General features: G+C 49.1%; 14 protein-coding genes and 1 pseudogene. 11 read left to right on the top strand and 4 right to left on the bottom strand.

Annotated features, from left to right (window positions below):
* Positions 1-53 precede the first annotated feature (53 nt).
* Together BFC18_RS21695 and BFC18_RS09315 are read left to right on the top strand one after the other, a co-directional pair.
* Positions 54-218: a hypothetical protein gene (locus BFC18_RS21695; RefSeq protein ID WP_170826585.1), complete on the top strand. Its 165-nt coding sequence runs from the start codon at positions 54-56 to the stop codon at positions 216-218.
* Between the two features lie 125 nt (positions 219-343).
* A complete protein-coding gene (locus BFC18_RS09315; RefSeq protein WP_070125283.1) occupies positions 344-1,168 on the top strand; it encodes a LysR family transcriptional regulator in 825 nt (274 codons plus the stop codon).
* A 34-nt stretch (positions 1,169-1,202) separates the two neighbouring features.
* On the opposite strand, the pseudogene BFC18_RS09310 reads toward BFC18_RS09315, so the two are convergent.
* A pseudogene (locus BFC18_RS09310) lies at positions 1,203-1,556 on the bottom strand (GGDEF domain-containing protein); the annotation flags it as partial.
* 121 nt (positions 1,557-1,677) lie between these two features.
* Between BFC18_RS09310 and BFC18_RS09305 the strand changes: the two are divergent.
* From BFC18_RS09305 to BFC18_RS09290, 4 genes are all read left to right on the top strand, one after another.
* On the top strand, positions 1,678-2,043 hold the full coding sequence (locus tag BFC18_RS09305; protein ID WP_070125281.1) for a DUF2750 domain-containing protein: 366 nt from the start codon (positions 1,678-1,680) through the stop codon (positions 2,041-2,043).
* A 233-nt stretch (positions 2,044-2,276) separates the two neighbouring features.
* Positions 2,277-4,442 carry a S46 family peptidase gene (locus BFC18_RS09300; protein WP_070125280.1) on the top strand — a complete coding sequence of 722 codons (2,166 nt, stop codon included), beginning with the start codon at positions 2,277-2,279 and terminating at the stop codon, positions 4,440-4,442.
* Positions 4,443-4,587: 145 nt separating this feature from the next.
* Positions 4,588-5,898 (top strand): ribonuclease J, encoded by a 1,311-nt coding sequence (locus tag BFC18_RS09295; RefSeq protein WP_083273009.1) that lies wholly within the window; start codon positions 4,588-4,590, stop codon positions 5,896-5,898.
* Positions 5,899-6,177: 279 nt separating this feature from the next.
* Positions 6,178-10,317 carry an EAL domain-containing protein gene (locus BFC18_RS09290; protein WP_170826584.1) on the top strand — a complete coding sequence of 1,380 codons (4,140 nt, stop codon included), beginning with the start codon at positions 6,178-6,180 and terminating at the stop codon, positions 10,315-10,317.
* Positions 10,318-10,383: 66 nt separating this feature from the next.
* Here BFC18_RS09290 and BFC18_RS09285 read toward each other — a convergent pair whose 3' ends face one another.
* Both BFC18_RS09285 and BFC18_RS09280 read right to left on the bottom strand, forming a co-directional pair.
* Positions 10,384-12,636, bottom strand: coding sequence for a xanthine dehydrogenase family protein molybdopterin-binding subunit (locus BFC18_RS09285; protein ID WP_139138979.1), 2,253 nt, complete (start codon positions 12,634-12,636; stop codon positions 10,384-10,386).
* On the bottom strand, positions 12,633-13,085 hold the full coding sequence (locus BFC18_RS09280; protein ID WP_070125277.1) for a (2Fe-2S)-binding protein: 453 nt from the start codon (positions 13,083-13,085) through the stop codon (positions 12,633-12,635). Before BFC18_RS09280 ends, BFC18_RS09285 begins: the two co-directional genes overlap by 4 nt.
* A gap of 218 nt (positions 13,086-13,303) precedes the next feature.
* On the opposite strand from BFC18_RS09280, the gene BFC18_RS09275 reads away from it, so the two are divergent.
* Together BFC18_RS09275 and BFC18_RS09270 are read left to right on the top strand one after the other, a co-directional pair.
* Entirely contained in the window at positions 13,304-14,974 is a 1,671-nt protein-coding gene (locus BFC18_RS09275; RefSeq protein WP_070125276.1) for an AMP-binding protein, read from the top strand.
* Positions 14,975-15,096: 122 nt separating this feature from the next.
* Positions 15,097-15,477 carry a hypothetical protein gene (locus BFC18_RS09270; protein ID WP_070125275.1) on the top strand — a complete coding sequence of 127 codons (381 nt, stop codon included), beginning with the start codon at positions 15,097-15,099 and terminating at the stop codon, positions 15,475-15,477.
* A gap of 57 nt (positions 15,478-15,534) precedes the next feature.
* Here the strand turns inward: BFC18_RS09270 and BFC18_RS09265 are convergent, their stop codons facing one another.
* On the bottom strand, positions 15,535-16,194 hold the full coding sequence (locus BFC18_RS09265; protein WP_070125274.1) for a dUTP diphosphatase: 660 nt from the start codon (positions 16,192-16,194) through the stop codon (positions 15,535-15,537).
* A 494-nt stretch (positions 16,195-16,688) separates the two neighbouring features.
* On the opposite strand from BFC18_RS09265, the gene recC reads away from it, so the two are divergent.
* The 3 genes from recC to recD are packed head-to-tail and all read left to right on the top strand — an operon-like array spanning position 16,689 to position 25,473.
* Positions 16,689-20,039 carry an exodeoxyribonuclease V subunit gamma gene (gene recC, locus BFC18_RS09260; RefSeq protein ID WP_083272991.1) on the top strand — a complete coding sequence of 1,117 codons (3,351 nt, stop codon included), beginning with the start codon at positions 16,689-16,691 and terminating at the stop codon, positions 20,037-20,039.
* Positions 20,036-23,614: an exodeoxyribonuclease V subunit beta gene (gene recB, locus BFC18_RS09255; RefSeq protein ID WP_070125272.1), complete on the top strand. Its 3,579-nt coding sequence runs from the start codon at positions 20,036-20,038 to the stop codon at positions 23,612-23,614. Before recC ends, recB begins: the two co-directional genes overlap by 4 nt.
* Positions 23,611-25,473, top strand: coding sequence for an exodeoxyribonuclease V subunit alpha (gene recD, locus BFC18_RS09250; protein WP_070125271.1), 1,863 nt, complete (start codon positions 23,611-23,613; stop codon positions 25,471-25,473). The genes recB and recD overlap by 4 nt, the downstream gene beginning before the upstream one ends.
* Positions 25,474-25,493: the final 20 nt, after the last annotated feature.

The following is a 25,493-nucleotide window of genomic DNA, read 5'->3' as shown; positions in this document are numbered from 1 at the left end:
GTACGAGCCTGATAATGAAGATGTGTCCTTAACGCAACAACTATGAGACTGCAATGAGTAAAGACTATCGTTACCACCGTGAAGAATGGGACTCGGTAGAAGATGGTGACCTTCAGGGTAAAAAAGGCCAGGATCGTCGGCATCAGGTGAAAACTAAGCAAAAGCGCGACGAACAACGTCGTGAAAAGCAGCGAAGGCTTCACCAGGAAAGTTTCTGATAACACCCACAAGCTGTTATCTGCGCAACGCACCAGATTTCTGGTGCGTTTGCTATGTTTTGTTTTACATCACCTACAACCTGTGAGAACGTATATCCGTTAACGTAATCAGCTGCGTAGCTTCTATGGATATCCGTTTTTTATCTACTTTTCTCGAGGTCGTAAAGACCCGTCATTTCGGCAAAGCTGCTGAAAATCTCTATTTGACACAATCCGCTGTCAGTGCACGAATAAAACTGCTTGAAGAATATTTTCAAACCACGTTGTTTATCAGGCACCGTAACAGTATACAGCTCACCCAAGCAGGTGAGAAGCTGTTACCTTTTGCCCATCAATTAACCGATACACTTAAAGAAGCCAAACGAGAACTGCAATTGGAGTCGGGCGAATATGTGGTTTGCGCGGCAACGCAACTGGCGAGTGAAATGGGCTTTTCTTCGGTGTTGGGTAAGGTGCATCAAACCTTTCCAGAGTGGTCAGTAAAAGCCGAAGTGCTAACCCTGGACAGTTTATCGCGACAATTACATGAAAGAAGTATCGATATTGCCCTGTCTTGTGAACCGCTAAAATCGGAAGAAATTGTAAGCAAGGAATTGCTTTGCGAGCCGCTGTCGTTGTTCGCTTGCAATACTGACGACACTGAACCAACTTCATCCAGTTTTGTGTCTGTAGAGTGGGGCAGTAAAGTCCGGGAGAAGCTTTTTCATCAGTCTCCACAGTTACGGGATGCCAGGCTGAGTACTAATTCACTTGGGCTTGCTGCCCGCAGCCTGATTGAAGAAGGCGGATTTGCTTATTTGCCCACTTCAGTGGCAGATTCTATTTTGCCAGCCGCTTCTCGTCGTCACATTAAAACCTGTGACGACATGATGGCTACCGTATACCTAAATACAATGAAAGCCGTGAAACGTCCGGGCTTATCAGAATTGATCACACTACTTACTGAGTAAAAGTCGGTCACTGAGTAAAGCCGGCTAAGCTGCGTTAAATCAGCAATGCATTGTCTACCGTATCGTTTTGACTAAACAGTGAGTCAACGCGGTTTCGCCCTTTTTCTTTTGCTTGATACAGGGCCTTGTCGGCCCGTTTCATTGCGTTTGTCATGTCATGGTCGCCAAGGTCAGATACGCCTATAGTTACTGACAGCGGGTAGTCGTCAATGATATCTGTTAAGTCTAGTTCGCAAACCGCTGCACGAATTTTTTCTGCAACCCGGTGGATACCGGGTTGATCAGTAGCTGGCAAAATGGCCGCGAACTCTTCCCCTCCCGAACGGCATATAACATCAGAACGCCTGACGGTGTTTTTGATTGTTACCGCGATAATTTTCAATATGGCATCGCCTGCATTAACAGTTAACTATTTTCAGGTCTATTGGTAGTATCGACACCATTCTATTTAGTACTCGCGCAAATGTTTACCTGATTGCGCTGGTGCGTCACTTATACAGAGGACTACTATGTCACTTTCCCACCCACTTCTGGAAGTTAACGCCGAAAAACGCCTAAGCGCGACAATCGACAGCATCATCAGTAATGAGCAGGTTTGGATCCTTAAAGATGAAGACGGATGCGTTATGCTTACGTCAGATGAAGAGGATGGCGTTCCAGTCTGGCCTGACAAATCACTGGCAACGTTGTGGGCCACTGACGAATGGGACCACTGCGAACCGCTGAGCATTTCTTTGCAGGATTGGATGCAGAAGTGGACGCCTGGTTTGCTTAAAGATGGATTGGTCATTATGGTGTGTCCGGTTCCTGCTGAAGAGGGCGAAATCATTGAGCCAGATGTACTGGCAGAGAAGATCCTGGCTGCAAAGAAATAATAGCACCCTCGTCTTCACCGGCTATCTAAGGCGTTATCCAGTTGGCTAACGCCTTCATACAGAAATATTTATTAACACTTCTTCTCTCTTTTCAGCGGCGTTTCGCCGGAATATGATTCACATTTCCTCCATGACAAAGCTACACTACCGCACTGCAATTACCGACGGATAAAACCTGCCACATCAACGGCGTGTCGATAACAGGTTTGACTTACAATAAGAAAGGAACAGTTATGTCTCGAAAACACTTACTTAGTGCTTCCCTCGCGATTATTTTTGCCAGTGCCGCTGTGCAGGCCAAAGAAGGTATGTTCACACCTGAACAATTACCTGATATTGCTGGAGATTTGAAGAAAACCGGGTTGGAAATATCCCCCCAAACGCTCAAAGATCTGACCGGCTTTCCTATGGGAGCCATCGTGTCATTAGGCGGCTGTTCCGCGTCATTTGTGTCTGAAGAAGGCCTCGCTGTTACCAATCACCATTGTGCCCGTGGTTCAGTGCAATACAACAGCTCGCCTGATCATAACTATTTAAAAGACGGTTTCCTGGCTAAAACTAAACAAGACGAATTACCTGCTGCGCCAGGCACCAAAATGTTTGTTACCGTTGATTTTGCTGATGTTACCGACCGCGTTATTGGCTCAATCAGCAGTGATGTGCAAGGTCGTGAGCGTTACGATGCCATTGAGAACAATAAAAAAGCTATCATTGCTGAATGTGAAGCGGAAGAAGGGTTTCGTTGTTCTGTACCGGCTTTCTTTCAGGGATTGGAATATAAGCTGATTAAGCAAATGGAAATTCGCGATGTGCGTATTGCCTATGCGCCTGCGGATTCTGTGGGCAAATACGGTGGAGACATTGATAACTGGATGTGGCCTCGTCATACCGGCGATTTCTCTTTTTATCGCGCATACGTAGGCAAAGACGGCAAACCTGCAGATTTCAGTGAAGAAAATGTGCCTTATCAACCAGAGCATATTATTAAAGTTTCAGCTGCTGGTTTAGAAGATGGCGATTTCGTCATGGCTGCGGGTTACCCAGGGGCGACAGATCGCTACGCACGACTGGGCGTCGTGTCTTATACCTTTGACTGGATGTACCCTACCTACGTGGATTTGATTGGTCAGTGGATTGACACCATTAACCAGGCTTCTGAAGAAGGCAGCGATGCGCGCATTAAGTACGAGGCGCTGTTGGCCGGTTTGAACAACTTCCTTAAGAATACAAAAGGCCAACTGGAAGGTGCAAAGCGTGTCGGATTGGTTAAACGACGCCAGGATCGTGAGAATGCCTTAAAAGCTTGGTTGAACGGGCAGGGTAAAACGCAACTGGTGGATAACATCGAGCGCTTGGATGAGGTTACTGACGAGCGAATTAAAAACAGTAAACAGAATTTCTGGTACAACAACTTGTCACGGGCGCAACTCTTCTCTGTCGCCCAGCAGCTTTATCGCAATGCTATCGAGCAAGAAAAACCAGACGCAGAACGGGATCGAGGTTTCCAGCAACGGGATCAGTCTCGTCTTAAAGAAGGCTTATCGCGGATTGATCGTCGTTTTGACGTAACCGTCGATAAAGCGGTATGGAAGAAAATGATTTCGCTTTACCTGGACCAGCCGGAATCTGCCCGGGTAGCGGCATTCGATGATGCATTGGGCATTACAAGCGAAACAACTGCCGAGCAACTTGAAGGCATTCTGGCAAATTTCTATCGCGAGACCAAACTCACGGATACGGATATTCGCCTTAGCTGGTTAACGGCTAAACCCGCTGATTTTGAGAACAGCAAAGACCCGTTCATTCAGCTTGCCGTTGCCCTGAACGACACGGAAATGCAGATTGAAGATAAAAACAAAGCGCTGGAAGGGCAGTCAGCTGCACTGCAACCCCAATACATGCAGGCAATCATCGAGTGGCAGAAATCACAGGGTAGTCTGGCATATCCTGATGCAAACAGTACGCTTCGCGTTACCTACGGCAATGTGTTGGGAGGTTCACCTAAAGATGGCTTAATCTATGAACCGTTTACCCGTCTGGAAGGTATTTTAGAGAAAGACACAGGTGAATCACCGTTTGATGCCCCCGAGAAATTGTTACAACAAATCAGGGATAAACACTATGGTGCTTATAAGCTGGACAGCATAGGTAGCGTGCCAGTGAATTTCCTCACCGATTTAGATTCTACCGGTGGAAACTCGGGTTCTGCTACCCTTAACAGCAAAGCGGAACTGGTTGGCCTTTTGTTTGACGGTACGTTCGAAAGTGTTAACTCTGACTGGGACTTCGATCCTCGTACTACCCGTACCATTCACGTTGATACGCGGTACATGCTATGGGTGATGGAGTATGTCGATGGTGCGACGAATCTCATTGAAGAAATGACAATAGTGAAATAATACTGTTAAGTCATGAATAAAGCGGCCTGCATACTTTGTGTCAGGCCGTTTTTTGTTTACGAATCAGGAGAATACTATCAGTAATCTTAATCCCGGAGCGGATGATCTTTGGTTTCTGCCACTTGGCGGAACCGGTGAAATTGGGATGAATTTAAACCTTTATGGGCACCAGGGTAAATGGTTGATGGTTGATTGTGGCGTATCCTTCAATGAACCCCTCGTCCCAGCAACTAAAGCGCCAGATAGCGCCCTGGCCGACACGTTCGCCGTTGTTGCGCCTGATCCCACCTTTATTGCTGAAAACAAAGACGCTCTGGCTGGCCTGGTTATTACTCATGGTCATGAAGATCACGTTGGCGCCGTACCGTATTTGTGGAAGCGGTTTCGCTGCCCGGTTTATACCACCCCTTTTACTGCTGAATTATTAAGACGAAAACTGGCAAGGGAGAATTTAGGCGGTCAAATTCCCATCATTGAGGTGTCTGGAGAATCAACGCACACCATAGGGCCGTTTGTGGTGTCCTGGCTCGCTATCACTCACTCAATTCCAGAACCCTATGCGGTTAAAATTGCCACGCAAGCGGGCACCGTACTGCATACCGCCGACTGGAAAATTGATGCTAATCCTATTAGCGGGAAACCGTTTAAGCACAGTTTGTATCAATCGCTTGCCGAGGAAAATATTCTTGCCTTGGTGGGCGATTCAACCAATGCATTAAAACCTGGCATGTCGTTGTCTGAGCGTACCTGTTATGACGGTTTGCTTTCCACTATCAAGCCGTTGACTGGACGGGTAGTAGTAGCGTGCTTCGCCAGTAATATTGCCCGTTTAATTTCATTAGCCAAAGTGGCAGCGAATACGGGACGATACATGGCATTGCTGGGATATTCCCTGGTTAATATGGTTGGTATTGCCCGTGCACAGGGCATTTGGCCTGAAGAGGCTACCCTGGCCGATGCCAGTCACATAGGATACCTCCCACCCGAAGAAGTGCTGGTTGTTGCTACCGGAAGTCAGGGGGAGCCCCGGGCTGCATTGTCGCGTCTTGCATTGGATAATCACCCGTTGCTGGAATTGAGTAAAGGTGACCATGTTATTTTTTCCAGTATTGTCATACCGGGTAACGAGAAAGAAGTTGAAAAACTGGTTTCTCGCTTTAATGCACGGGGTATAAGTACTTTGCTAAGTGAGGACAGCCAACTGCCAGTGCATGCCAGCGGTCATCCGTGTAGTGAAGAACTAAAATTGATGTATCACTGGGTAAAGCCGGAAATTGCTGTGCCTGTTCATGGAGAGCATCAGCACCTTGAAGCCCATGCGCAAATTGCAAAATCTTGCGGAGTGAGAAAAACCTATGTTGGTCAAAATGGCGATTTGTATCGTTTAGCGCCCCAAGCAGGCATTCGCCGTGGTCTAGTAAAAACAGGGCGAATTCCAATCCGGCAGAAAAACTAACTGACTTTTTTTTTTATTAATTGAAAGTCGATGTATTTTTTGTGATTTGATTACATTTCATGAATTTATGAGTAAAATACCACCACGACAGTAGCTCATTAATAAAGAAACTAACGCAGGGTTCTTTAGCTTCAGCGTTAACAAAAGAGCTGAATAAATTAAATCAGATGACATTCTGAAGTTCTGCGACGCTTATTGATAACAATGAAAAATCTCTGGCATTCCTTTCTACCTGCAAAACTACACTTAATCTGTTTGTTTTCCTTTCTGCAACTGTGTTTGATTACAACATCAGTTAAAGCTGTTCCGGTTATTAAAGATCCTGCTCTGAGACAGTTTGGGACTGCACAAGGTCTGGCGCAGGATAGCGTCCGCGATATTGTGCGTGACAAAGACGGGTTCATTTGGGTAGCCACCGAAGGGGGCTTGAGTCGCTGGGATGGTTATCGGTTCGTGACTGTTGAGGGACCGGAAGGCGCTTTCGTGAATAATCTGATCAGTAACCTGTTTGTCGACGACATGAATCGATTATGGATTTCCACCGACAATCAAGGCGTTTTCTACATTGATCTTAAAACCGATAATTATCAGAAAGTATTGAAAGTCGCTGATTTTCTAGAGCCCGACTGGGTGCAGAGTGCAGATGCCTTCGAATACCTGGCAAACGGCGATATGGCCATCGCTTTAGATCAAGTGGTGGTTCGCTACTCACCAGACAAACAAACTTCGACTGATATTTTCCGCCTAAGTGAACAAGAGCTATCGGCTAACGAAGCCATCAGAGATATCAAGAGTATAGGCAACCAGCTTTTCGTTGCGACCACGTCGCGGCTGTATGTAACTTCGTTACACGACAACGGTCAAACGGTAAAACAACTTCATTACCTGAATGAGCAAACGCGAACACGGGCTACGCAAAATGCCAAAGTACTGTATCAATACGCCGCAGATAAACTATTTGTGGGTACCGTGGGGGGATTATTCAGCATCGATGTCGATGATTTTTTGACGGCAACTGACGATGAAATTAATGTAAACACCCAGCTGGTATTGAACAACCGCAATATCTGGACAGTGGTGCCAGGGATCCATGGCGAATTCTGGTTGGGTACAGACCGAGGGCTGCACAGGCTCGAAAAAATCGAAAACGAATGGCAATCAGAACATATTCTCAATCCGGTCTCCGGGTCATTAGAACTGGCCGATAAAACGATTCATGCTATTTTGCCCGATGAATTAGGTAACCTTTGGTTAGGCAGTAACTTTGGTGGCTTATTGTTCTGGTATGCCAAACCACTCAGTATCGAGACATTTCAAAACACCATCCGTGATAGTAAGCCTGCGCTTGCCAGCAATATTGTCTGGTCGTTTTTGGAACTAGGGGATGATTTGTGGGTGGGGACCGAAAACGGTCTTACGCGATTTAACCTGAAAACACAGCAAAGCCAGCATTTTCTTCAGGTTGATGAAGATGATTATTTATCTCCCATGCAGTCAATCAATGATATTCATCCCGCTGGCCCCAATAAACTTATTCTCGAAATTAATAATAGCCTGAAACAATTTTCTATAGATACAGGCGAATTAACTGACATGCCGCTCACCACGCCGCTTGCAGAAAAGGTATTCAGCGATTGGTGTTTTGGTAGCGCCAGAGACAAACAAGGCCGGATTTATTTTCTGACCCATGGTTTCTACCGTTATGATCCTGCGACAAAACGCGTTGAAGAAATTCCCCTTGAAGAAGAGGGATTATCCGCGCTGCACGGTGGCATGTTTCTGGATGAAAGTGCGGGGTATCCCGGAAAAGTATTACTGTCGTTAAACGACGGGATCTATCAACTCGATACGCAGACGCTGTCCATTGAAACGGTGTTCGCACTGTCTGACGATATGCAGAAAACACTCAATTTTGTGTCTACCTATGTTGTCGACACCCATGGCATGTTGTGGTTAGGGTTTCTCAATAAAGGATTAATAGGGCTCGATGCTAAAACCTTTAAGGTTAAACAGGCTTTATCCTCGAAAAATAAACTCTACTCCGATATTGTTTACAGCCTTATTACCGACGATGCCGGCGACATCTGGTTTGCATCCCATGGCTATTTCGCCCGCTATCAGCCGCTAAGTGACACCTTGGAACGTTTCCGCTACGGCGAACAGGTGAGGGTGTCAGAATTTAACGAAGGTGCTGGCATTCGATTGCGGGACGGCCGCATAGCACTGGGCTCTACAACCGGTTTTATCCTCTTCGAGCCAGCGAAGTTAAGTGCAGAAACAACCACGAAAACGATAAATATCAGAAAAATGGTGATCAGTGGTGTTTCACTCGACTCCCGCACCATTACCCAGCCGCTGCGTAATTTCAGCGGTGAGCACATCAATTTTGAACACAGTGATTTTGGGTTAACCATACAATTTTCTGCACTTTCGTCTAGCTATATGTCAGACACAAAATTTCGCTATAAACTGGTGAGAGGGAATACGGTGGTCAACGAATCGATTATCGAAAATGGCAGTGTGAACTTTGCCTTCCTCGCACCGGGTGAATACCATTTCGAAGTCGCCCCGCTTAAGCAGAATACCGATATGTTGCTGCTTCCCGCGTCATTGTCTTTCAGTTTGCCATATCCGCCATTAAGGTCGCCGGTAGCGTTTGGCGTTTATACCTGTTTAGTCTTGGTGTTACTCAGTGCGTATCTGTTTCACCGGCAGCGCCAGCTACGACGCTTGCAAGATGTTCAGCACCAGGTAAAGCTGTTTGGCGACGCATTTCAACATACCCGCGATTGGGTAATGATTTTCGACAGTCAATTTGTTCCCGTGGCTGTGAACCCCTCCTGTTGCGCGGCGTTTGGTATAGAGCGAAATAAAGGTCTTGAGCGTCAACTTGGTCGCATGTTCGAAAATTCCCCGCGCTTAGGGGACAAGTTAAAAGAGAAGGTCACCTCACTGAATGCGGGCGAGTTCTGGAAAAGCGAAGAAAGGCTAACCGGCGCTGATGGCCGGCATTACGACGTGCTCGTCGAAGTCTCGGTAACCGGTTTTGGTGATGCTCAGAACAGCCATGTAGACCACTACCTGATCATCATGTCAGATATTACCGAGCAAAAAAATGCAGAGCGCAAACTGATTAAAATTGCTAACTACGATGGCCTCACCGGACTGGTGAATCGAACCCTCTTACTCGAAAAGCTCGAAGAGGCAATTGAACGTGCGGGTAAGCAGCGCCAGGAAGTCGGTATCTTATTTGTCGACCTAGATCGGTTTAAAGGGATTAACGATTCGTTGGGTCACGATTATGGCGATAAGCTGTTGCGTGTGGTGGCGAATCGCATGCTGAACCTCTCCAGTGAAACCGACACTGTGGCCCGGTTAGGCGGAGATGAATTCGTCATCGTGATGGAAAATGTCAGTGACAAAGTTGCTGTTGGCGCGTTTGTCAGACAATTGATCGAATCGGTGGAAACACCTATCGCATTGGGTGATGAAATCGTGCGGGTTTCTGCCAGTGTGGGCATATCTTTTTATCCTAATGATGCCCGAGAGCCAGCCGAATTGCTAAAACATGCTGATGTCGCCATGTACTCAGCGAAAAAAGATGCGCTGACGGGATTTAGTTATTTCACCGAAGAGATGAACGCCCGGGTGAGAGAGCGTCTCGTTTTGGAAAATCGCGTCAAAAAGGCTTATCAGGAAGACGGTTTCTACAATCAGTATCAGCCCATTGTAAACGCAAAAACGGGTAAAACGGTGGGTGTAGAGCTGTTATTACGATGCTCGTTGTCTGATCCTCCCCTTTATCCGTCGGAATTCATTCCTGTGCTGGAAGAACTCAGGTACATCATCGACGTGACCCGCATGGCGATGAAACGCGCTATTAGCGATTTACGTGACTGGTATGCCGATGGGTTCGACGGTTACGTTGCGATAAATCTATCAGCGCTGCACTTTAAAACCGACTTTGATGTGGATGGCGTTGTCGACATGCTGGAAAAGGCCGGGTTACCCAGTAAAGCATTACGGTTTGAGCTCACCGAAGGTATCTTGATGGATGATGCCGAAGGTGCGCTGCGTCAGGTTAACCGCTTTATTGAAGCTGGCTTTGTGCTTGCGCTGGATGACTTTGGAACAGGCTACTCTTCTTTGAGTTACTTGAAAAAATTCCCGTTGCAGGTGCTAAAAATAGATAAGAGCTTTGTTGACGATATTCAAATGGGAAGCGACGGCGATACGCTCGTGGTAGCCACCATCAACATGGCGACAAGTCTGAACATGGGGTGTGTCGCTGAAGGCGTGGAAAACCGTGAGCAGGTTGAGTATTTGCTAGATAAAGGGTGCTTGTTACATCAGGGTTACTATTATTCCCGCCCTGTCGATGCTGTGATGATACCGTCTTTGTTAATGAGACAATGGTAACAGGCCCAGAACATTAAAAAGCCCGGCGTACGTCAAGTAAGCCGGGCTTTTTTGTGACAAGTTACGTTAGCTGTTTTTCTTCAGCCGCATTGGAATTGGCAGTTCACGAATTCGCTGGCCAGTGGCAGCAAAAAGCGCATTTGCCAGTGCTGGTGCGAATGGTGGCGTGGGCGGTTCACCAACACCCGCTGGTGGCGCATCACTTTCAACAATATCCACTTCAATTTCTTTCGGCGCATGTTGCATACGCGCCACGGTGTAATTATGGAAATTAGACTGTTCTACTGCACCATCGGTTGCCGTGATTTGCCCCATGGCACAGCTAAGACCGAAAATGGAACCACCTTCACACTGTGCTCTCACGTGCTCGGGGTTAACTATCGTGCCTGGGTCGATACTGATATAGGTTTTCGGAATCGACCAGGTGCCATCTTCGTTCACAACCACTTCAACCACGGTGGCCGTATAGCTAACAAAAGAACGGTGGGCCGCTAAACCGAGAAAACGTCCCTCTTTTTTACGGTCATCCCATTTCGCCATTTTCGTTACCCGCTCAATAACATTAATTAAGCGAGTGGTGTCTACCGGATATTTCTCTAAGGATTCACCATAGTTCCCGGGTTCTGCCTTTTCCGCTGTAAGGTCGATAATGCGTCCTGGGCCAATAAGCTGTAACAAGTGAGCCTTGCTGTCTTTGCCTGCCGCATGGGCAAGTTCATCAGCAAAACTCTGGATGGCGAAGGCATGAAAAACGTTGCACACACTTCGCAACCAACCGATGCGCACATGGTTTACCGCTTTGCCTTTTTCCAGTTGCATGTTGGCTACATTGAACGGGTTGTCGATAAAGCCGAGGTCTAGTTCGCCACCGCTAGGCATATCAACGCCGGGGGCAAAGGTGCTGGAAATAGAAGGAAACGCTGTGCAATGATGCCAGGTAGTGGTGTTTCCATTTTCATCTTGTACGGCTTTAATATGCTGAGCACTCACAGCGTGGTAGTAGCCATGCTGAATATCGTCCTCGCGACGCCAGACAAGTTTCACTGGGGCGCCAACCTGTTTGGCCAGAATCGCGGCCTCTGCCACATAATCTGGCTTCGATTTACGACCAAAGCCACCACCGAGTAACGTTACATTCACCGTTACATTTTCTTCGGCAACGCCAAGGGCGCCGGCCACGTTGCTTCGAGCAGCTTGAGGATGCTGAGTACATGCCCATATTTCTACTTTATCGCCATTCACTACGGCAGTGGCAGCAGGCGGTTCCATGGGAGCTTGAGCCAGCATGGGGACAAAGTAAGTGGCTTCCATTAAGGTTTCAGCTTCAGACAGGGCTTTTTTCGCATCGCCTTTGGTGCGAACAACTTCACCGCCTTTTTGCGCCGACGCGATCAGAGCGGCTTTCTCATCATCATGGTTGTAATCGCTGTGTTCGTTTGATGTCCATTCAATGTCCAGCGCATTCGCGCCTTGCATGGCTGCCCAGGTAGACTCGGCAATTACCGCGACACCGCCTAAAGGATTAAACACAGCCGGTGCTTTCGCTGCTGGCAGAGTAATAATGTGTTTTACCCCTTTAACTTGCTTGGCTTTAGTGTCGTCTACCGATTTAGGCGATGTAAACATAACCGGTGGGCGTACAATGACGGCGACCAACATGCCATCGAGTTCCACATCCTGGCCATAGGTGGTGTTACCGCTAACAACAGCGGGAAGGTCAATACTGGCAACCGGTTTACCCACATATTTATATTTCGACTTTTCCTTCACCGTCACCGTCGCTTCTTCCGGTACCGGCAAAGAAGCGGCAACCGCAACCAGTGTGGCGAAGTCGGCTTTACGGCCACTCGGGGTATGCACGACCTGATGGTTCTCGCAATGACAGCTAGCTGCATCAACTCCCCAGCCTTTAGCGGCGGCTTGTTTCAACATCGTCGCGGCTGTCGCGCTGGCAAGCTGCAAGCGATCAAGATTACGACGAATACTGCGGGAACCATCGGTGTTCTGATCGCCATATTTAGGGTCGCCGAGGGCCTGAATGACATTGATTTTATCCCAGTCAGCATCCAGCTCGTCAGCAATAATCTGTGCAATGGCGGTGCGAATTTGCTGGCCCATTTCAGAGCGATGGCAAGTGATGTTCACGATGCCATCTTCTGCAATATTGATAAATACATTTGGCGCGAGTGCTTCGCTGGCTGCGCCTTGTGCTGCAAACGCGTGCTGGGCAGACAGCATCGACACTGACAAAGTAAGTCCAGCGGTGGCTGTGGTCTTTTTAAGAAAATCCCGACGGCTCATGATTTCAGGCATACTCATTTTCCGGCCTCCGCGACTTTCTTAATTGCACAGCGAATGCGAGGGTAGGTGCCACAACGGCAAATATTGCCTGACATGCCACGCTCAATATCTTCATCGGTAGGCGACGGGTTCGCAGACAGCAAGGATGCGGCTTGCATGATCTGCCCGCTTTGGCAGTAGCCACATTGCGGCACGTTTTCTTCTGCCCAAGCGATTTGCAGCGGGTGAGCGTGGTCTTTATCCAGCCCTTCAATGGTGGTGACAGATTTACCGGCAGCCCCAGACATGGGGAACTGGCAGGCGCGAACAGCATTGCCTTCCACATGCACCGTACAGGCACCGCATAGTGCCATACCACAACCGTATTTCGTCCCTTTCATTTTCAGGTCGTCACGGATAAACCAGAGTAACGGCATTGCGGGATCGCCGTCGTAATCATGTTGCTTGCCATTGATGGTGATTTGCATAGTCTTGCCTTGTCTGAATGCCTTCGCCGGTGTGTTCCCAGGATAGGCATGGTTGCCTGATTGCTGACTAAAAGCGTAGCAAGTTAGTCAGGTAAGCGTGGTGTATTGTTCTATAATTAATCAAGGTGCTGTTGAATGCACTCACTATTTTTATCACTGCTTTGTAAGTTTGATGTTAACCTGTCGACACAATACCTATAAAAACGGATGTACTGCCTATGTGTGCTGATTTCATTGCTGAAGATCAACAAGTTTTACTGACGCCACTTGCCATGATGTATCGTTGGGAGCGTGAACGCCCTGACGAAACGTATCTGGTGCAGCCGGTAGACGCGCTTTACCAGTCTTATTCCTTTTCTCGCATTATGGACCTAGCCCGTCGTGTCGCAACGCGGTTGGATGACTTAGCCCTACCAGCGGGCTCCCGTATTGGGATCTTTGCTAAGAATTGTGTTGAGTGGTTTATCACAGATTTGGGCATCATGATGGCAGGGCACATCTCCGTGCCAATTTTTGCTTCCGCTGGCGGTGAGACTCTCAATTTTGTTATCCGTCATGCCGACATCAAATTGTTGTTTGTAGGCAAGCTTGATAAGCCTGTCTTGCAGCATCCGACGATCCCTGCAAACCTTCGCACGGTGGCGTTTCCATACCCTGATATACCAGCAGGGCAACAGTGGGAGGAATTCATCGACTGTGCGCCTATGACAGATTCGCCAGACCGCGGTCTGGACGATGTTATGACCATTATTTATACCTCAGGCAGTACGGGTGAACCCAAGGGAGTGGTGCATAGCTTCAGGTCGGTGTGTTGGGCGGCAGCCAATTCGTTGGAAGCACTTACATTTTGTGCCAGCGACCGAATGATGAGTTATTTGCCGTTGGCGCATATTACTGAGCGAGTACTGGTGGAGCTGGCGAGCTTTTATTCTGGTGGCAAAATTTATTTTGTGGAATCTCTCGATACGTTCCAACGTGATGTCGTGCATTGTCAGCCCACGTTATTTATTTCTGTACCTCGCCTGTGGACAAAGTTCCAACAAGGCATTCTGGCGAAAATACCACAGAAAAAATTGTCGTTGTTGCTGAAAATTCCGTTTATTAGCAGCATGGTGAAAAACAAAATTCAGCAGGGGCTTGGATTGTCGCAGGCCCGGTTATTTGCCAGTGGCTCTGCGCCTCTTGCACCCGCGATCATCTCATGGTTTAACAAAATTGGTATTCCTATCAGCGAAGGTTGGGGCATGACAGAGAACAGCGCCTACGGCACTGCTTGCGTCCCCTTTCGAAGTGACAAAATTGGGTGTATCGGTTCTGCTTACCGTGGCGTGAATATCCGTATTGGCGAAGACGGCGAAATTCAGGTGAAGTCGCCTTGTAACATGGTGGAGTATTACCTGGACCCGGTAAAAACGGCAGAAGTGCTTACCCCGGATGGCTTCCTTAAAACCGGTGACAAAGGCGCCATAGATAACGACGGCTTTGTGCGCATTACCGGGCGACTGAAAGATATCTTTAAAACGGAAAAGGGCAAATATGTTACGCCTGCGCCCATTGAAGCGAGGATCATGGAAAATGATCTTGTCGAGCAGGTGTGTGTGGTGGGCACCGGGCTGCCACAACCCATTGCCTTGGTTGTGCTGGGTGAAAAAGGCGCGTTACAGCCGAAACTTACGCAGGAAACCCGCCTGCAAAGCACGCTCACCGCCCTTAATAGCACCCTTGAGAGCCACCAGAAATTAGACCGCATTGTAGTGATGCCAGAGGAATGGACTATAGAGAATGGATTGCTTACGCCCACACTGAAAGTGAAGCGCCATATTCTCGAAGACAAATTCCGGGATGTGATTATGGGTAGCTATACCGATTCTGTAGTATGGGTAAAATAATAGTTAAGTATTATTGAAGGTTGTTTTTTGTTCAGATAACTTGAACAGCTAAGCTGGGCTAAGTAAAGCTGTGCCAAAGATTAGAAAGCATCATCTAGCGAACCACTTACAGGGAAAGAGGTATGAGAAAACTTCTGGTTGTTACTACGTTATTACTGGCATCTAATGCCATTGCGGGTGTTGAAGAATATAAAGCTGCGGCAGCAGGTTTCTGCGACAAAATGAAAATGTGCATCAGCGAGAAAATGGAAAAGGAAATGGGCGGTAATGTGCCACCGCAAATGCAAAAGATGGTCGACAACATGTCTTCGCAAATGTGCGCGCAGTATGTGCCTCAGATGTTTGAGGAAAAGTTCAGCGAGCACGATGACTTAATTGAAAAAGGCACACAGTGTCTCACCGAAATGCAAAGTGTGTCGTGTAGTGACTTTGAATCTGGTACTACGCCGGCTTCCTGCAAGGAAATGGAAAGCATGGCGAAAAAGGCGGGTTTAGTAGAGTAGTTATCTTATCGATGTTGATAAAAAACGGGCTTTAAAAGCCCGTTTTTCGTAGGTGTACTATGCCTGCTGCGGGTAGCGAGCCGTGAGGCCTGCGTAAACCTGGTCACTATAATCAGCGTGGTTACTGTCGAGTGCGGCTAAAACCTCAACCAGATGTTCGTTATCCTCGCGGCCATTCCATACTTTGATGTAGGTACCTGCTTTGTAGCCATTGTTCTGGCGGAAGAAGTTGAGAATATTTTTCCCTACGTACTGGCGGAATAGCTCATCACTCGTCATTTCACACTGACCGACAATGTGCATGAATAACGGTACGCTAAATCGTTTGGCGGCACACAGTCCTGCCATCAGTTCCAGATTGTCCAGAAGTGAGAGGTGTTCTGGTTCGTAATCCTGGTTATCAAACTGCACATGCGCAGATGCTTGCGCCAATTGGGCCGATAAAGCATTGGCCGTTGCCAATACGTCACCTTGATAATCGATAATGCTAGCTGAAAGGGCAAAGTGCCAGATATCCACCAATTCCATTTGTAACTGTGGTAAATCTTTTTCCTGTGCCTTCCACCATTTCCAGCCGTGGTGCTCGATGGCTTCCACTGATTCCACCATTGCTGCACGCAGATAGCCGTATCCGGCGGTGAGCCACTGCGGATTCACTTTAGTGTTCATTTTATTTTGCAGAGAAAGCATGGTGGCAAGTTGTTGTTGGCTTAGCATGGTCGTGTTCACAATGTAATTCAGAAGCAGGAATTGTAACGGAACTGATGCAGACAGAAAAGCATAGCGGCACGCTTGCAGTGCGCTGGAGAAGGAGATGGTAATGCATTTATTTGGTGCAAGCGCACCAAAACTAAATACTGGGATGCCTTGGCAGAAGCATCGTTAACATCTAAGTTTTTGACTTTACGAGTTTTTTATTTTTGGCACGCATAGTGCCTTTATAATTTGTGTTATCTGCGCTTGTTCTTGGCGCTAACCTTATCCGGTGCCAGGCAACGCCGTGATTCGGTTGTCATGAGCAAGCCCGTAACCTTGCCCATACAGATTTTTCGTGTCCTGAGGTCTGTATGGGTTTTTTTCTGTCCGCTATTCTATCTTAAGCCCATTTTTTCGCCAATCATTTCTTCATTGAACTTTTGTCTATTCCTGCCACTGGTCGACAACCGTTTTATCCCGTAACATGACAAAAAACGTGTTGATATAGGTGATGTTTGTTAGCCCTTTACCCCTCCAATAAACTCGAACACCTTAGTTACCTTCTTTCCTCGTTACTAAAGCATCAGGGTATCAGTGATGGCCCGGTATCCTTGTTCAGGCCGCAAACAATCTTGGTTGAAAGCCCGGGCATGCAGCACTGGCTGAATATGGCCCTGGCTGAAGAGCATACCGTGGCGATGAATTTATCGTTTCCATTGCCGGTAAGGTTCATGTGGGATACCGCACGTCAGATCCTGGGTGAACACAGGGTACCTAAACAGTCAGCCTATCGCCGGGAAGTGTTAGTGTGGCGTATAGATGCCATTATCCGTAGCGATGCGTTTTCTGCCAGTGCTGAGGCGAAGACAGTTAACCGCTATTGGCAAGATATCGACAATGAAGATGAAGCCAGTCTGCAACGTTTGCAACTGGCTACCGCGCTAGCAGACGTTTACGAGCAGTACTTGCTGTTTCGTCCGCAGTGGCTGTTCGCCTGGGAAAATGGCGAGTTAGCAGAAACGGGATCTGACGATGAAGCATGGCAGGCGTCTATTTGGCGCATGCTGGTCGCAGAAGAAGCGGATCATCCCGCACGCTTGCATGCCGATGCCGTAGAGGCATTGTGTAACGGTGAAGCCGTCAACACGTTGCCGGATAACATTATTGTGTTCGCAATTAATACCATGGCTCCACAGCTTATTCAGTTTCTTGATGCATTGGGTCGTCATATCGACATTCATGTATTCCACCTGAACCCCAGCGTAAACTACTGGGGCGATGTAAAAAGTAACAAAGAGCAAGCCAGGCTGTTGCGGGAGGAAGGGCTGACGCAATGGCAAGAAAGCCGTCAGGATAATCCCCTGCTTGGAAACTTAGGGCAGCAGGGGCGGGACCTTTTCAATTTGCTTACACCGCTGGAGAGTTACGAAGTCAGTGCGTTCGAACTCGACGCGCCAGGCGAGGGCGATGCACAGCAAAGCCTGTTGCATGCGCTGCAGCAGGATATTTTCAACGCCATTGCTCCAGATGGCGGTTTTCAATACGACACGGCCGATACCAGTGTTTCAGTGTGTAGTGCGCACACCACGTTGCGCGAAGTTGAAGCGTTGCACGATTACCTGTTGGGATTAATGCAGGCAGGCGACGATACCAGCGACACCAGCGACGTCTTGAAGCCCTCCGATGTGGTGGTGATGTGTCCTGCCATTGAAGAGTATGCGCCTTTTATCGAAGCCGTTTTTCATCGCGTTGGTGCGCCGGAATCCCATGATCAGGCGCCTCCCCGTATTCCCTGTTCCATAGCTGACAGGGCGCCACTTGACGCTGAACCCATGATCGCTGCATTCATGCAATTGTTGTCGCTGCCCGATAGTCGCTTCGAGGTGAGTCAGATCATCGATTACCTGCGCTTGGAACCCGTACAGCGCAAATTCCGACTGAATGGCGATGATATTGAATTGATGAGTCAGTGGTTACACCAGGCGCACGTGCATTGGGGGCGGGACAAAACCCATAAATCCCGGCTGTTAAATGCCGAAGTGAGTGAAACGTTCAGTTGGGCGTGGGGGTTAAAACGGTTGCTCCTTGGTATGACCATGGCAGATTCGCCACAGTTTGTGAACGACCTGCTCACGGTGCCGGAAGTAGAAGGCCAGTACAGTGTATTGCTTGGGAAGCTCATTCAGTTATTAGAACAGCTTCAGGGGTTTGCCCAGGAATTGGCGCATCCTCGCACCGCGCAAGAGTGGCATCAGTACCTGGAAGAGATGAAGCAAACGTGCTTTGAAGTCTCAAATGACGATTTGTACAGCTGGGAGGCGCTGAGTCGCGCCACCGCGGATTTGGTCACCCATTGTGAGCAAGCGGGCTTTGAAGATACATTAACACTGTTGCAAATCCGCACTGTGCTGGTGAAAAAGTTTACAACGCCCGATGCCGCGAACCATTTCCTTACCGGTCAGGTAACTTTTTGCTCCATGTTGCCCATGCGAAGTATCCCATTCAAGACCGTCTGTATTCTGGGCCTCAATGACGGTGAGTTCCCCCGTCAATCCAATCCTTTAAGCATTGATTTGATGTCCCGGGGGCCACGTAAGCAGGGCGACCGCTCTCGTCGATTAGAAGATCGCTATTTGTTTCTCGAAGCGTTGATTTCCGCCCGTGACTATCTGTATCTCAGTTATCAGGGGCGGCGGGGCAAAGATAATACCGAACGACAACCCTCGTTAGTACTGGCAGAGTTGCTGGCACTACTGGAACAAGGGTATGGATTTACGCCTCAGAACATAAAGCAATTACCGCTGCATCCATTTAGTCCCGCTAACTTCACCGGCGAATCGCCTGGGTTCGAAAGCGGCTGGTTCCGTTTGGCAAGTGCGCTACAAAACAAACAAGCGCTCACACAAGGGGCATTCAGCGCGACAGCCACACCAGAACGCACAGACAATTTGAGTGTTGATGAGTTGGCTCGCGCTTTCGATAACCCGCTAAAAACCTTTGCTAACAAGCGACTGGGCGTTTATCTGGAAGAATCGTCACCACTGTTGAACGATGAAGAGCCTTTCGAAGAGAACAGCTTGCTACGGTTCAACAGTATTCGCGCTTTTGTCGAAGCCGATTTTAAACAACAAGACAAAACTGAGATCGCCCGCGTTCTGCAACACAGTGGGGATTTTCCTGATACGCCGCTTACGCCAGGCTTGCTTGACGATTGGCAGCAGGAAGCATCTGCGTTGTTTCAGAGCCTCGGCCTGCATGTAGTAGAACAAAACGTGATGCAGGTAGAAAGTCAGCAACATATCATCGAAGCCAGAGCCTGGCAGGGCGGTGATGGTTTACAGATGTTGCATTACGGCAGTCAGAATACCAAACGCAGCGTCGAGCAATATCTCACCCTGTTATGTTTTAACGCCAATGGCAATGCACTGCCGTTAAACGTTCATTTCATCAAGCGAGAGAAAGGTGAAGCCAAGATTTACAAGCAAGTCTATCAACCTGTACCCGCAGAGTTGGCGAAAAGACGGCTGGATATGATGATGTCGGCTTACCTGAAAATCTTGCAAAGTCCGGTACCTGACTTCGCCGATATCGGCGCTGGGCTTGCGCAGAAATACACCGGCGGCCCATCTGGTCGGCAGTGCAAAATACCCGATATCGGCTTTGACGAGTGGCTGATGAGTGCCCGAGGCGTAATGGCCTGGGATGCTGTACTCGACAACGGCAGTGAATTTCGTAAAAGCATCAGCGAAGACCCTTACAGCCGCTGGTTTTTCCCACTCGGTATCCAGCAGTCTCAATGCGATTTAGGACTGGTTCTCGACTTTTATGTGCCGCTGCGTCTTGGCAGCAAAGGAGAAGCCCTATGAGTGATATGAATCAGGCGTTTCAGACACTGGACGTGGCCGCCATGCCACTGCGAGGTCGGCATTTAATCGAGGCTAGTGCAGGCACCGGGAAAACATTCAATATTACCCGTATCTATTTGCGCCTTTTGCTAGAGAAAAAACTCACCATTCAACAAATCCTGGTAATGACATTTACGAAAGCGGCGACGGAGGAGATCCGTGGCCGTATTGGTGAGACGTTACGCGATGCTGTGAAGTTGTGGCACAAGGTCAGTGCTGACCCGTCAGCCCTCGACGATGTTGATGCGTTTTTTAGCGGCCTTTACCGCATTGCGCCCGCCGAAGAGGGATTACAAATACTTGAAGCCGCCATGCTAGAGCTCGACGAAGCGTCGGTGTTTACCATTCACGGCTTTTGTAACCATGTCTTGTCTCAGCAGGCATTTGCCAGTGGTTCTCCCATGTCGTTGTCGCTGGAAACCGATACCAGCGAATTGTGGGAGCAAGCAGCCGCAGACTGGATAAGAACGCTGGTGGTCGTACCGGAAAAATACGCATTACTGACTGAAAAAGGCTGGCATGTGCCTGGCAACTTTATTGGTGCTTTTGGTAAACCACTACGGGGCGATCTCACGCCGAAATATGCTGACGCGGCATCGATAGCCGATAATTACGAGAGTGCCATCACACTGCTGCGACATCAGTTTCTACCTGGTTTTCCCCATCACGTCCAGGCGGCACAAGAGGTGGAACCGATAGTGATGGGTAAAATCGCTGGCCATAAAAATGAAGCGCAGTGGCGCGAAGAATGGCAGGCGATGATGGCGTACCTCTCACAGGGGGAATTACTGGTTGCGGAAAAGTCAGTCACCGATGCCTTAAATGGCAGCCGCGGTTACATGAAAGATGCCACCGCGAAACCCGTGCTGGTGGCGGTAAAAACGTTTGTAACCGGCTTAAGCGATGAACTGAAAAAAGTCGACGCGCTGAAAGAAAAAAACGAAACACTGCTGCCTATCCATACCCTCATTGCCGATGGTTTCCAGTACATTCGGCGTCATGTTGCCGAAGCGAAGCGCAAGCTGGGCATTGTCGACTTCGATGATCTCATTCGTTTATTGGCCGATAAACTCGACAGTGAAGACAGCACGCTGCGCACTGTGCTCAGACAGCTTTATCCTGTTGCGCTGGTGGACGAGTTTCAGGACACCGATGCATGTCAGTACCGAATATTATCCGCGGTGTATCCCCGGTCGAGCGACGCACTCACGCTGATGATGATTGGCGATCCTAAACAGGCAATTTACGGCTTTCGTGGGGGCGACATCTTTACTTACCTGCAAGCGGGTGAAGGTGCCGATTTTCGTTGGGTGATGGACACAAACTGGCGTTCTACCGCGAATATGGTCACCGCTTACAATCGGGTATTTCATGGCGCGCCGCTAAATGAAGCGCCTGAAGATGTGTTCGGCTACGGCATTCGCTACGAGAAAGTCAATTCAACGGCCCATGCAAAAGCGGCAAAAGAGGTGTTCGAAGACCCTGCAGAACGACGTGCCATGAATTACGTGGTGCTGGAGCAGGAAGAAGGCGAGCCCTCCACTAAACCGTACCTTAGTCGCAAGTTAGCCGACTGGATGAGCGACGAAATTTTGCGTTTACTCAGTGATGCCAGATTCAACGGAAAGCCGGTAGAGCCCGCTGATATCGCGATTCTGGTACGTTCAGGGGCTGAGGCGGATATCGTTCAGCGCAGCCTGAAGCGAAACGATCTTGGCGCGGTGTTCCTCAGTACCAAGACATCGCTTTTCGCGTCTGAAGAAGCCAGTGACTTATACCGTGTGCTCGATGGAATTTGGCACAGTGAGCAATTAGCCCGGTTATCGGCGGCGTTGGCCAGTCCGCTGCTGGGCTATGAGCATGAGAAGCTGGTGGCCATGCTGCACGACGAAGATGACGTGCTCTGGGAAGCTTGCATGGCAGAAGTCTCTGCCTTACGTGCCATGTGGGTTAAGCAGGGATGTATGGCAGTGGTGTTAACATTGCTACGCCAGCATTTCGCGGTAACCGACGACAACACCGAGCGCCATCTTACCAATTACATGCACCTGGCCGAAGTGTTGGAAAAGCAGGCTTCTGCCACACCGCAGCCGGAGCAATTGCTTATCTGGTTGCATCGTCAGCTGGAAAATGCGGGTGATAACGAAGAGCATATTCAGCGTCTGGAAAGTGATGCCAGACTTATTCAGTTGATCACCCAACACGGTTCTAAAGGGTTGGAATATCCCATCGTCTTCGTACCTTTCGCCAGCATTTATAAAGATCCCGGCCGTGCCAATAAATCCCTGATGGATTTTTATCAGTTTAACGATCCCGCCACTCGACAGCAGGTGTTGCAGCTTGGCCATTCCGAGGAAGCCGAAGCACTGGTTCGCAAAGAAGGCGAGGCGGAAGCCATGCGCTTGCTGTATGTGGCGATAACCCGGGCTGCCCATCGTTGTTATTTAGGCATCGCCGAATTTGATAATGCGAGAAAATCATCCATTGCCGCCGCACTGGGTTTAACTGACGCGGTTAACTGGCATGGGGCTATCAGTAAAGTGGAACAGGAGGGAGAGCACACCCTTTTCCTGCCTGGGCACATCACGCCTGAAGCGACCGGCGAGCGAAGTATCGATGGGGCGCCGCCAGCGCTGAAGCTGTCGCAGTTTACCGGTACGGTAGAAGACGCATGGCGGTTATATTCATTTACCGCTTTAACCCGTCAGCAGGTGGCGGTAAAGCACACCCAACGTGATGAAGAAATCGCCGACGTGGTCGTCGAGACCGTCGCAGTTAACGACACGCTACCGTTCAGGTTCACGCTGGAGAAGGGCGCATCAGCGGGTAATCTTCTTCATGATATGCTGGAAGTCACTGACTTTTCGGCACCGGACTGGAGTGAGTCCCGCTCCCTGGCAAACCGGCTTGCCCTGACAGACGAAGACTACACGCAGCTTTGTGACTGGATGAATGAGGTACTATCAACGCCGCTGAATAATGGTGCAACCGAGGTTTGTATGCATGATTTACCGCTTGAGCATACCTTGCGGGAAGCCGAGTTTTATTTTCCCGTGAAACAGGCAAACTGGTGGGCACTAAGCCGAATTTTAACGGCTCATCGTCAGCAGGTTAACGGCGACAATGCGCAGCCTGTGCCGAAAATATCCCGCCCTATGCTGGAAGGCATGATGCACGGTTTTATCGATTTAATTTTTGAACACGATGGCAAGTATTATGTAGCCGACTATAAATCTACCCATCTTGGTAATGACATGGCGCATTATCAGTTTGCTCAATTGGCCCGCAATAATCAGCATCACCTGTACGACCTGCAATATTTACTTTATGCATTGGCGCTGCACCGTTATCTGAAAAACGGATTGCAGGGCTATCAGCCTCAACAGCATTTTGGTGGCGTATTTTATCTGTATCTACGAGGGATGCATCCAGACAATGCGCACTCTGAAGGGGTGTTCTATACACCGGTGGATATGGCAACGCTAGAAGCGCTGGATAATGCCTTTAATGGTGAAGCGGTGGAGGAGTTATCATGAGTACAGCGCTGCGCACGCAGTCAGATAAACGTTTGAGTCATTTGGCCGATATCGAAGCCATCGATTATTACTTTGCCTGTCAGTTTGCTGAAGTAACGGACGCAACACCGTTTTATCTATTGGTCGCGTTATCATGGCATCTTCGTCAGGGCCATACCTGTTTGTCACTGGCCGATATTGCTGGCAAGCGACTGTTCGATGACGCCGAACAGAACTGTGAAGGTGTGCAGTTTGATGACCTGACGACACTGGTGAAAGCGGCCAGGGAACTCAGTGAGCAATTCGGCGAACCACAGCAGTTGATTTACCACCGCGGAAAACTTTATACGGCGCGATATTGGCAATTTGAGCTCACTGTGGCAGAAGGCGTGGTGAGTCGAACGCGCCAGCGGGCGTTTAGCGATGACGACTATGACCGCTTGCACCAGGTGTGGCCGCAGCTTTTCCCCACCATGCCAATGTTAGAGCAAGACTGGCAACAAGTCGCTACCGCCTGTGCGCTCACCCGTGATTTTGCGGTGATTAACGGCGGCCCTGGTACCGGCAAAACCTATACCGTTGCCCGCTTACTACTGGCGCTACAGGCCGCTTCAGATAAACCGCTCACCATAAAACTGGCGGCACCCACGGGTAAGGCCGCGCAGCGGCTGACCGAATCCGTCAGTAACAGTTTACATGCCATTTCTGGTGACAGTATTGAAGGTATAAAGCAACGCATTGTTACCGAAGCAAGCACACTGCATCGATTGTTAGGCATGCGGCCTTTTTCAATAAAACCTAAGCACCACACTGATAACCTGATTCATTGTGATGTGTTAATTATCGATGAAGCCTCCATGGTGGACTTAGCGCTAATGACCCGTGTGTTTCGGGCATTACCTGCAAGTACCAGTGTTTATCTGGTGGGGGATGCTAATCAATTGCCGTCGGTGGAGTCGGGTAATGTGCTTGAAGCACTTACGCCGGATGACGACAGCCATGATTTGAAGGTGACTGACGCACTTGCTAAACACGTTCATCGGTTGTGTCCGCATTTACCTGGCATTGCGGTGGACGAACACAGCCTGACCACGGTTTTTCCGTTGAAGGTCAGTCAACGCTACAGTGGAAAACTGGCTGAAGTTGCCGTAGCCATGCGCGATGGCGACAGTGACAGGGTGCTAAATTTACTGACCAGAACCAGTGAGCCGGTACCGGGGTTGATGGAACTTGAGGACGTTGTGCTCATGCCTGTTCAGCAGGGCAACGGGTTACGCAAATTAATTAAAGACAGTTTCGCGGCGCTGTCACAGGCGAATAGCCCGGCCTCTGCACTTGAGGCTATGAATCACTGCCGCTGGTTAACGCCCGTACGCAATGGTGAAGGGGGCGTGAATACGCTCAATGAGGAAATAGAACGGGTGTTGCAACCCAATCGGATGGCAGGCAACAATGGTCATTATATCGGTCGTCCCATTATGGTGCTGGAGAACGACTACACGCAACGCCTCTTTAATGGCGATACCGGGGTGATATGGCCAGATGATTCGCAACAGTTAAAAGCGTGGTTTTACGACCGCCACGGCGAGTTACGGGCGGTAAGCCTTTCGCGGTTACCGGCGGTGCAAACTGTGTACGCCATGACGATTCACAAATCTCAGGGCTCTGAATTTCGCAATGTGGTGATGTGGTTACCACCCGCTCAGGGGAAAGCCGCGTCTATGGTGACTCGGGAGCTTATCTACACCGGATTGACCCGGGCCAAAAAGGGCTGTGTCATTCTCGCTGCGTCGGAACGGGTGAGTGCCGTTATACAAACCCGAGCGGTGCGTCATTCGGGGTTGGCTGAGCGCATTGATGAGAAATGGGCCGGTGCATGACACCGGCCTTGTTTGAAGCG

It is taken from the genome of Alteromonas confluentis (assembly GCF_001757105.1).
GTDB classification, from domain to species: domain Bacteria; phylum Pseudomonadota; class Gammaproteobacteria; order Enterobacterales; family Alteromonadaceae; genus Alteromonas; species Alteromonas confluentis.
The sequence above is the reverse complement of the archived record's forward strand: the minus strand, read 5'-3'. Positions and strand labels throughout refer to the sequence as shown.

Excerpts from the sequence above, each read along its gene's own strand:
- BFC18_RS09275 (WP_070125276.1), top strand. The coding sequence starts at position 13,304 with ATGTGTGCTGATTTCATTGCTGAAGATCAACAAGTTTTACTGACGCCA.
- BFC18_RS09280 (WP_070125277.1), bottom strand. The coding sequence starts at position 13,085 with ATGCAAATCACCATCAATGGCAAGCAACATGATTACGACGGCGATCCC.
- BFC18_RS09285 (WP_139138979.1), bottom strand. The coding sequence starts at position 12,636 with ATGAGTATGCCTGAAATCATGAGCCGTCGGGATTTTCTTAAAAAGACC.
- BFC18_RS21695 (WP_170826585.1), top strand. The coding sequence starts at position 54 with ATGAGTAAAGACTATCGTTACCACCGTGAAGAATGGGACTCGGTAGAA.
- recD (WP_070125271.1), top strand. The coding sequence starts at position 23,611 with ATGAGTACAGCGCTGCGCACGCAGTCAGATAAACGTTTGAGTCATTTG.
- BFC18_RS09295 (WP_083273009.1), top strand. The coding sequence starts at position 4,588 with ATGAATTTAAACCTTTATGGGCACCAGGGTAAATGGTTGATGGTTGAT.
- BFC18_RS09300 (WP_070125280.1), top strand. The coding sequence starts at position 2,277 with ATGTCTCGAAAACACTTACTTAGTGCTTCCCTCGCGATTATTTTTGCC.
- BFC18_RS09270 (WP_070125275.1), top strand. The coding sequence starts at position 15,097 with ATGAGAAAACTTCTGGTTGTTACTACGTTATTACTGGCATCTAATGCC.
- BFC18_RS09305 (WP_070125281.1), top strand. The coding sequence starts at position 1,678 with ATGTCACTTTCCCACCCACTTCTGGAAGTTAACGCCGAAAAACGCCTA.
- recB (WP_070125272.1), top strand. The coding sequence starts at position 20,036 with ATGAGTGATATGAATCAGGCGTTTCAGACACTGGACGTGGCCGCCATG.
- BFC18_RS09265 (WP_070125274.1), bottom strand. The coding sequence starts at position 16,194 with ATGCTAAGCCAACAACAACTTGCCACCATGCTTTCTCTGCAAAATAAA.
- BFC18_RS09315 (WP_070125283.1), top strand. The coding sequence starts at position 344 with ATGGATATCCGTTTTTTATCTACTTTTCTCGAGGTCGTAAAGACCCGT.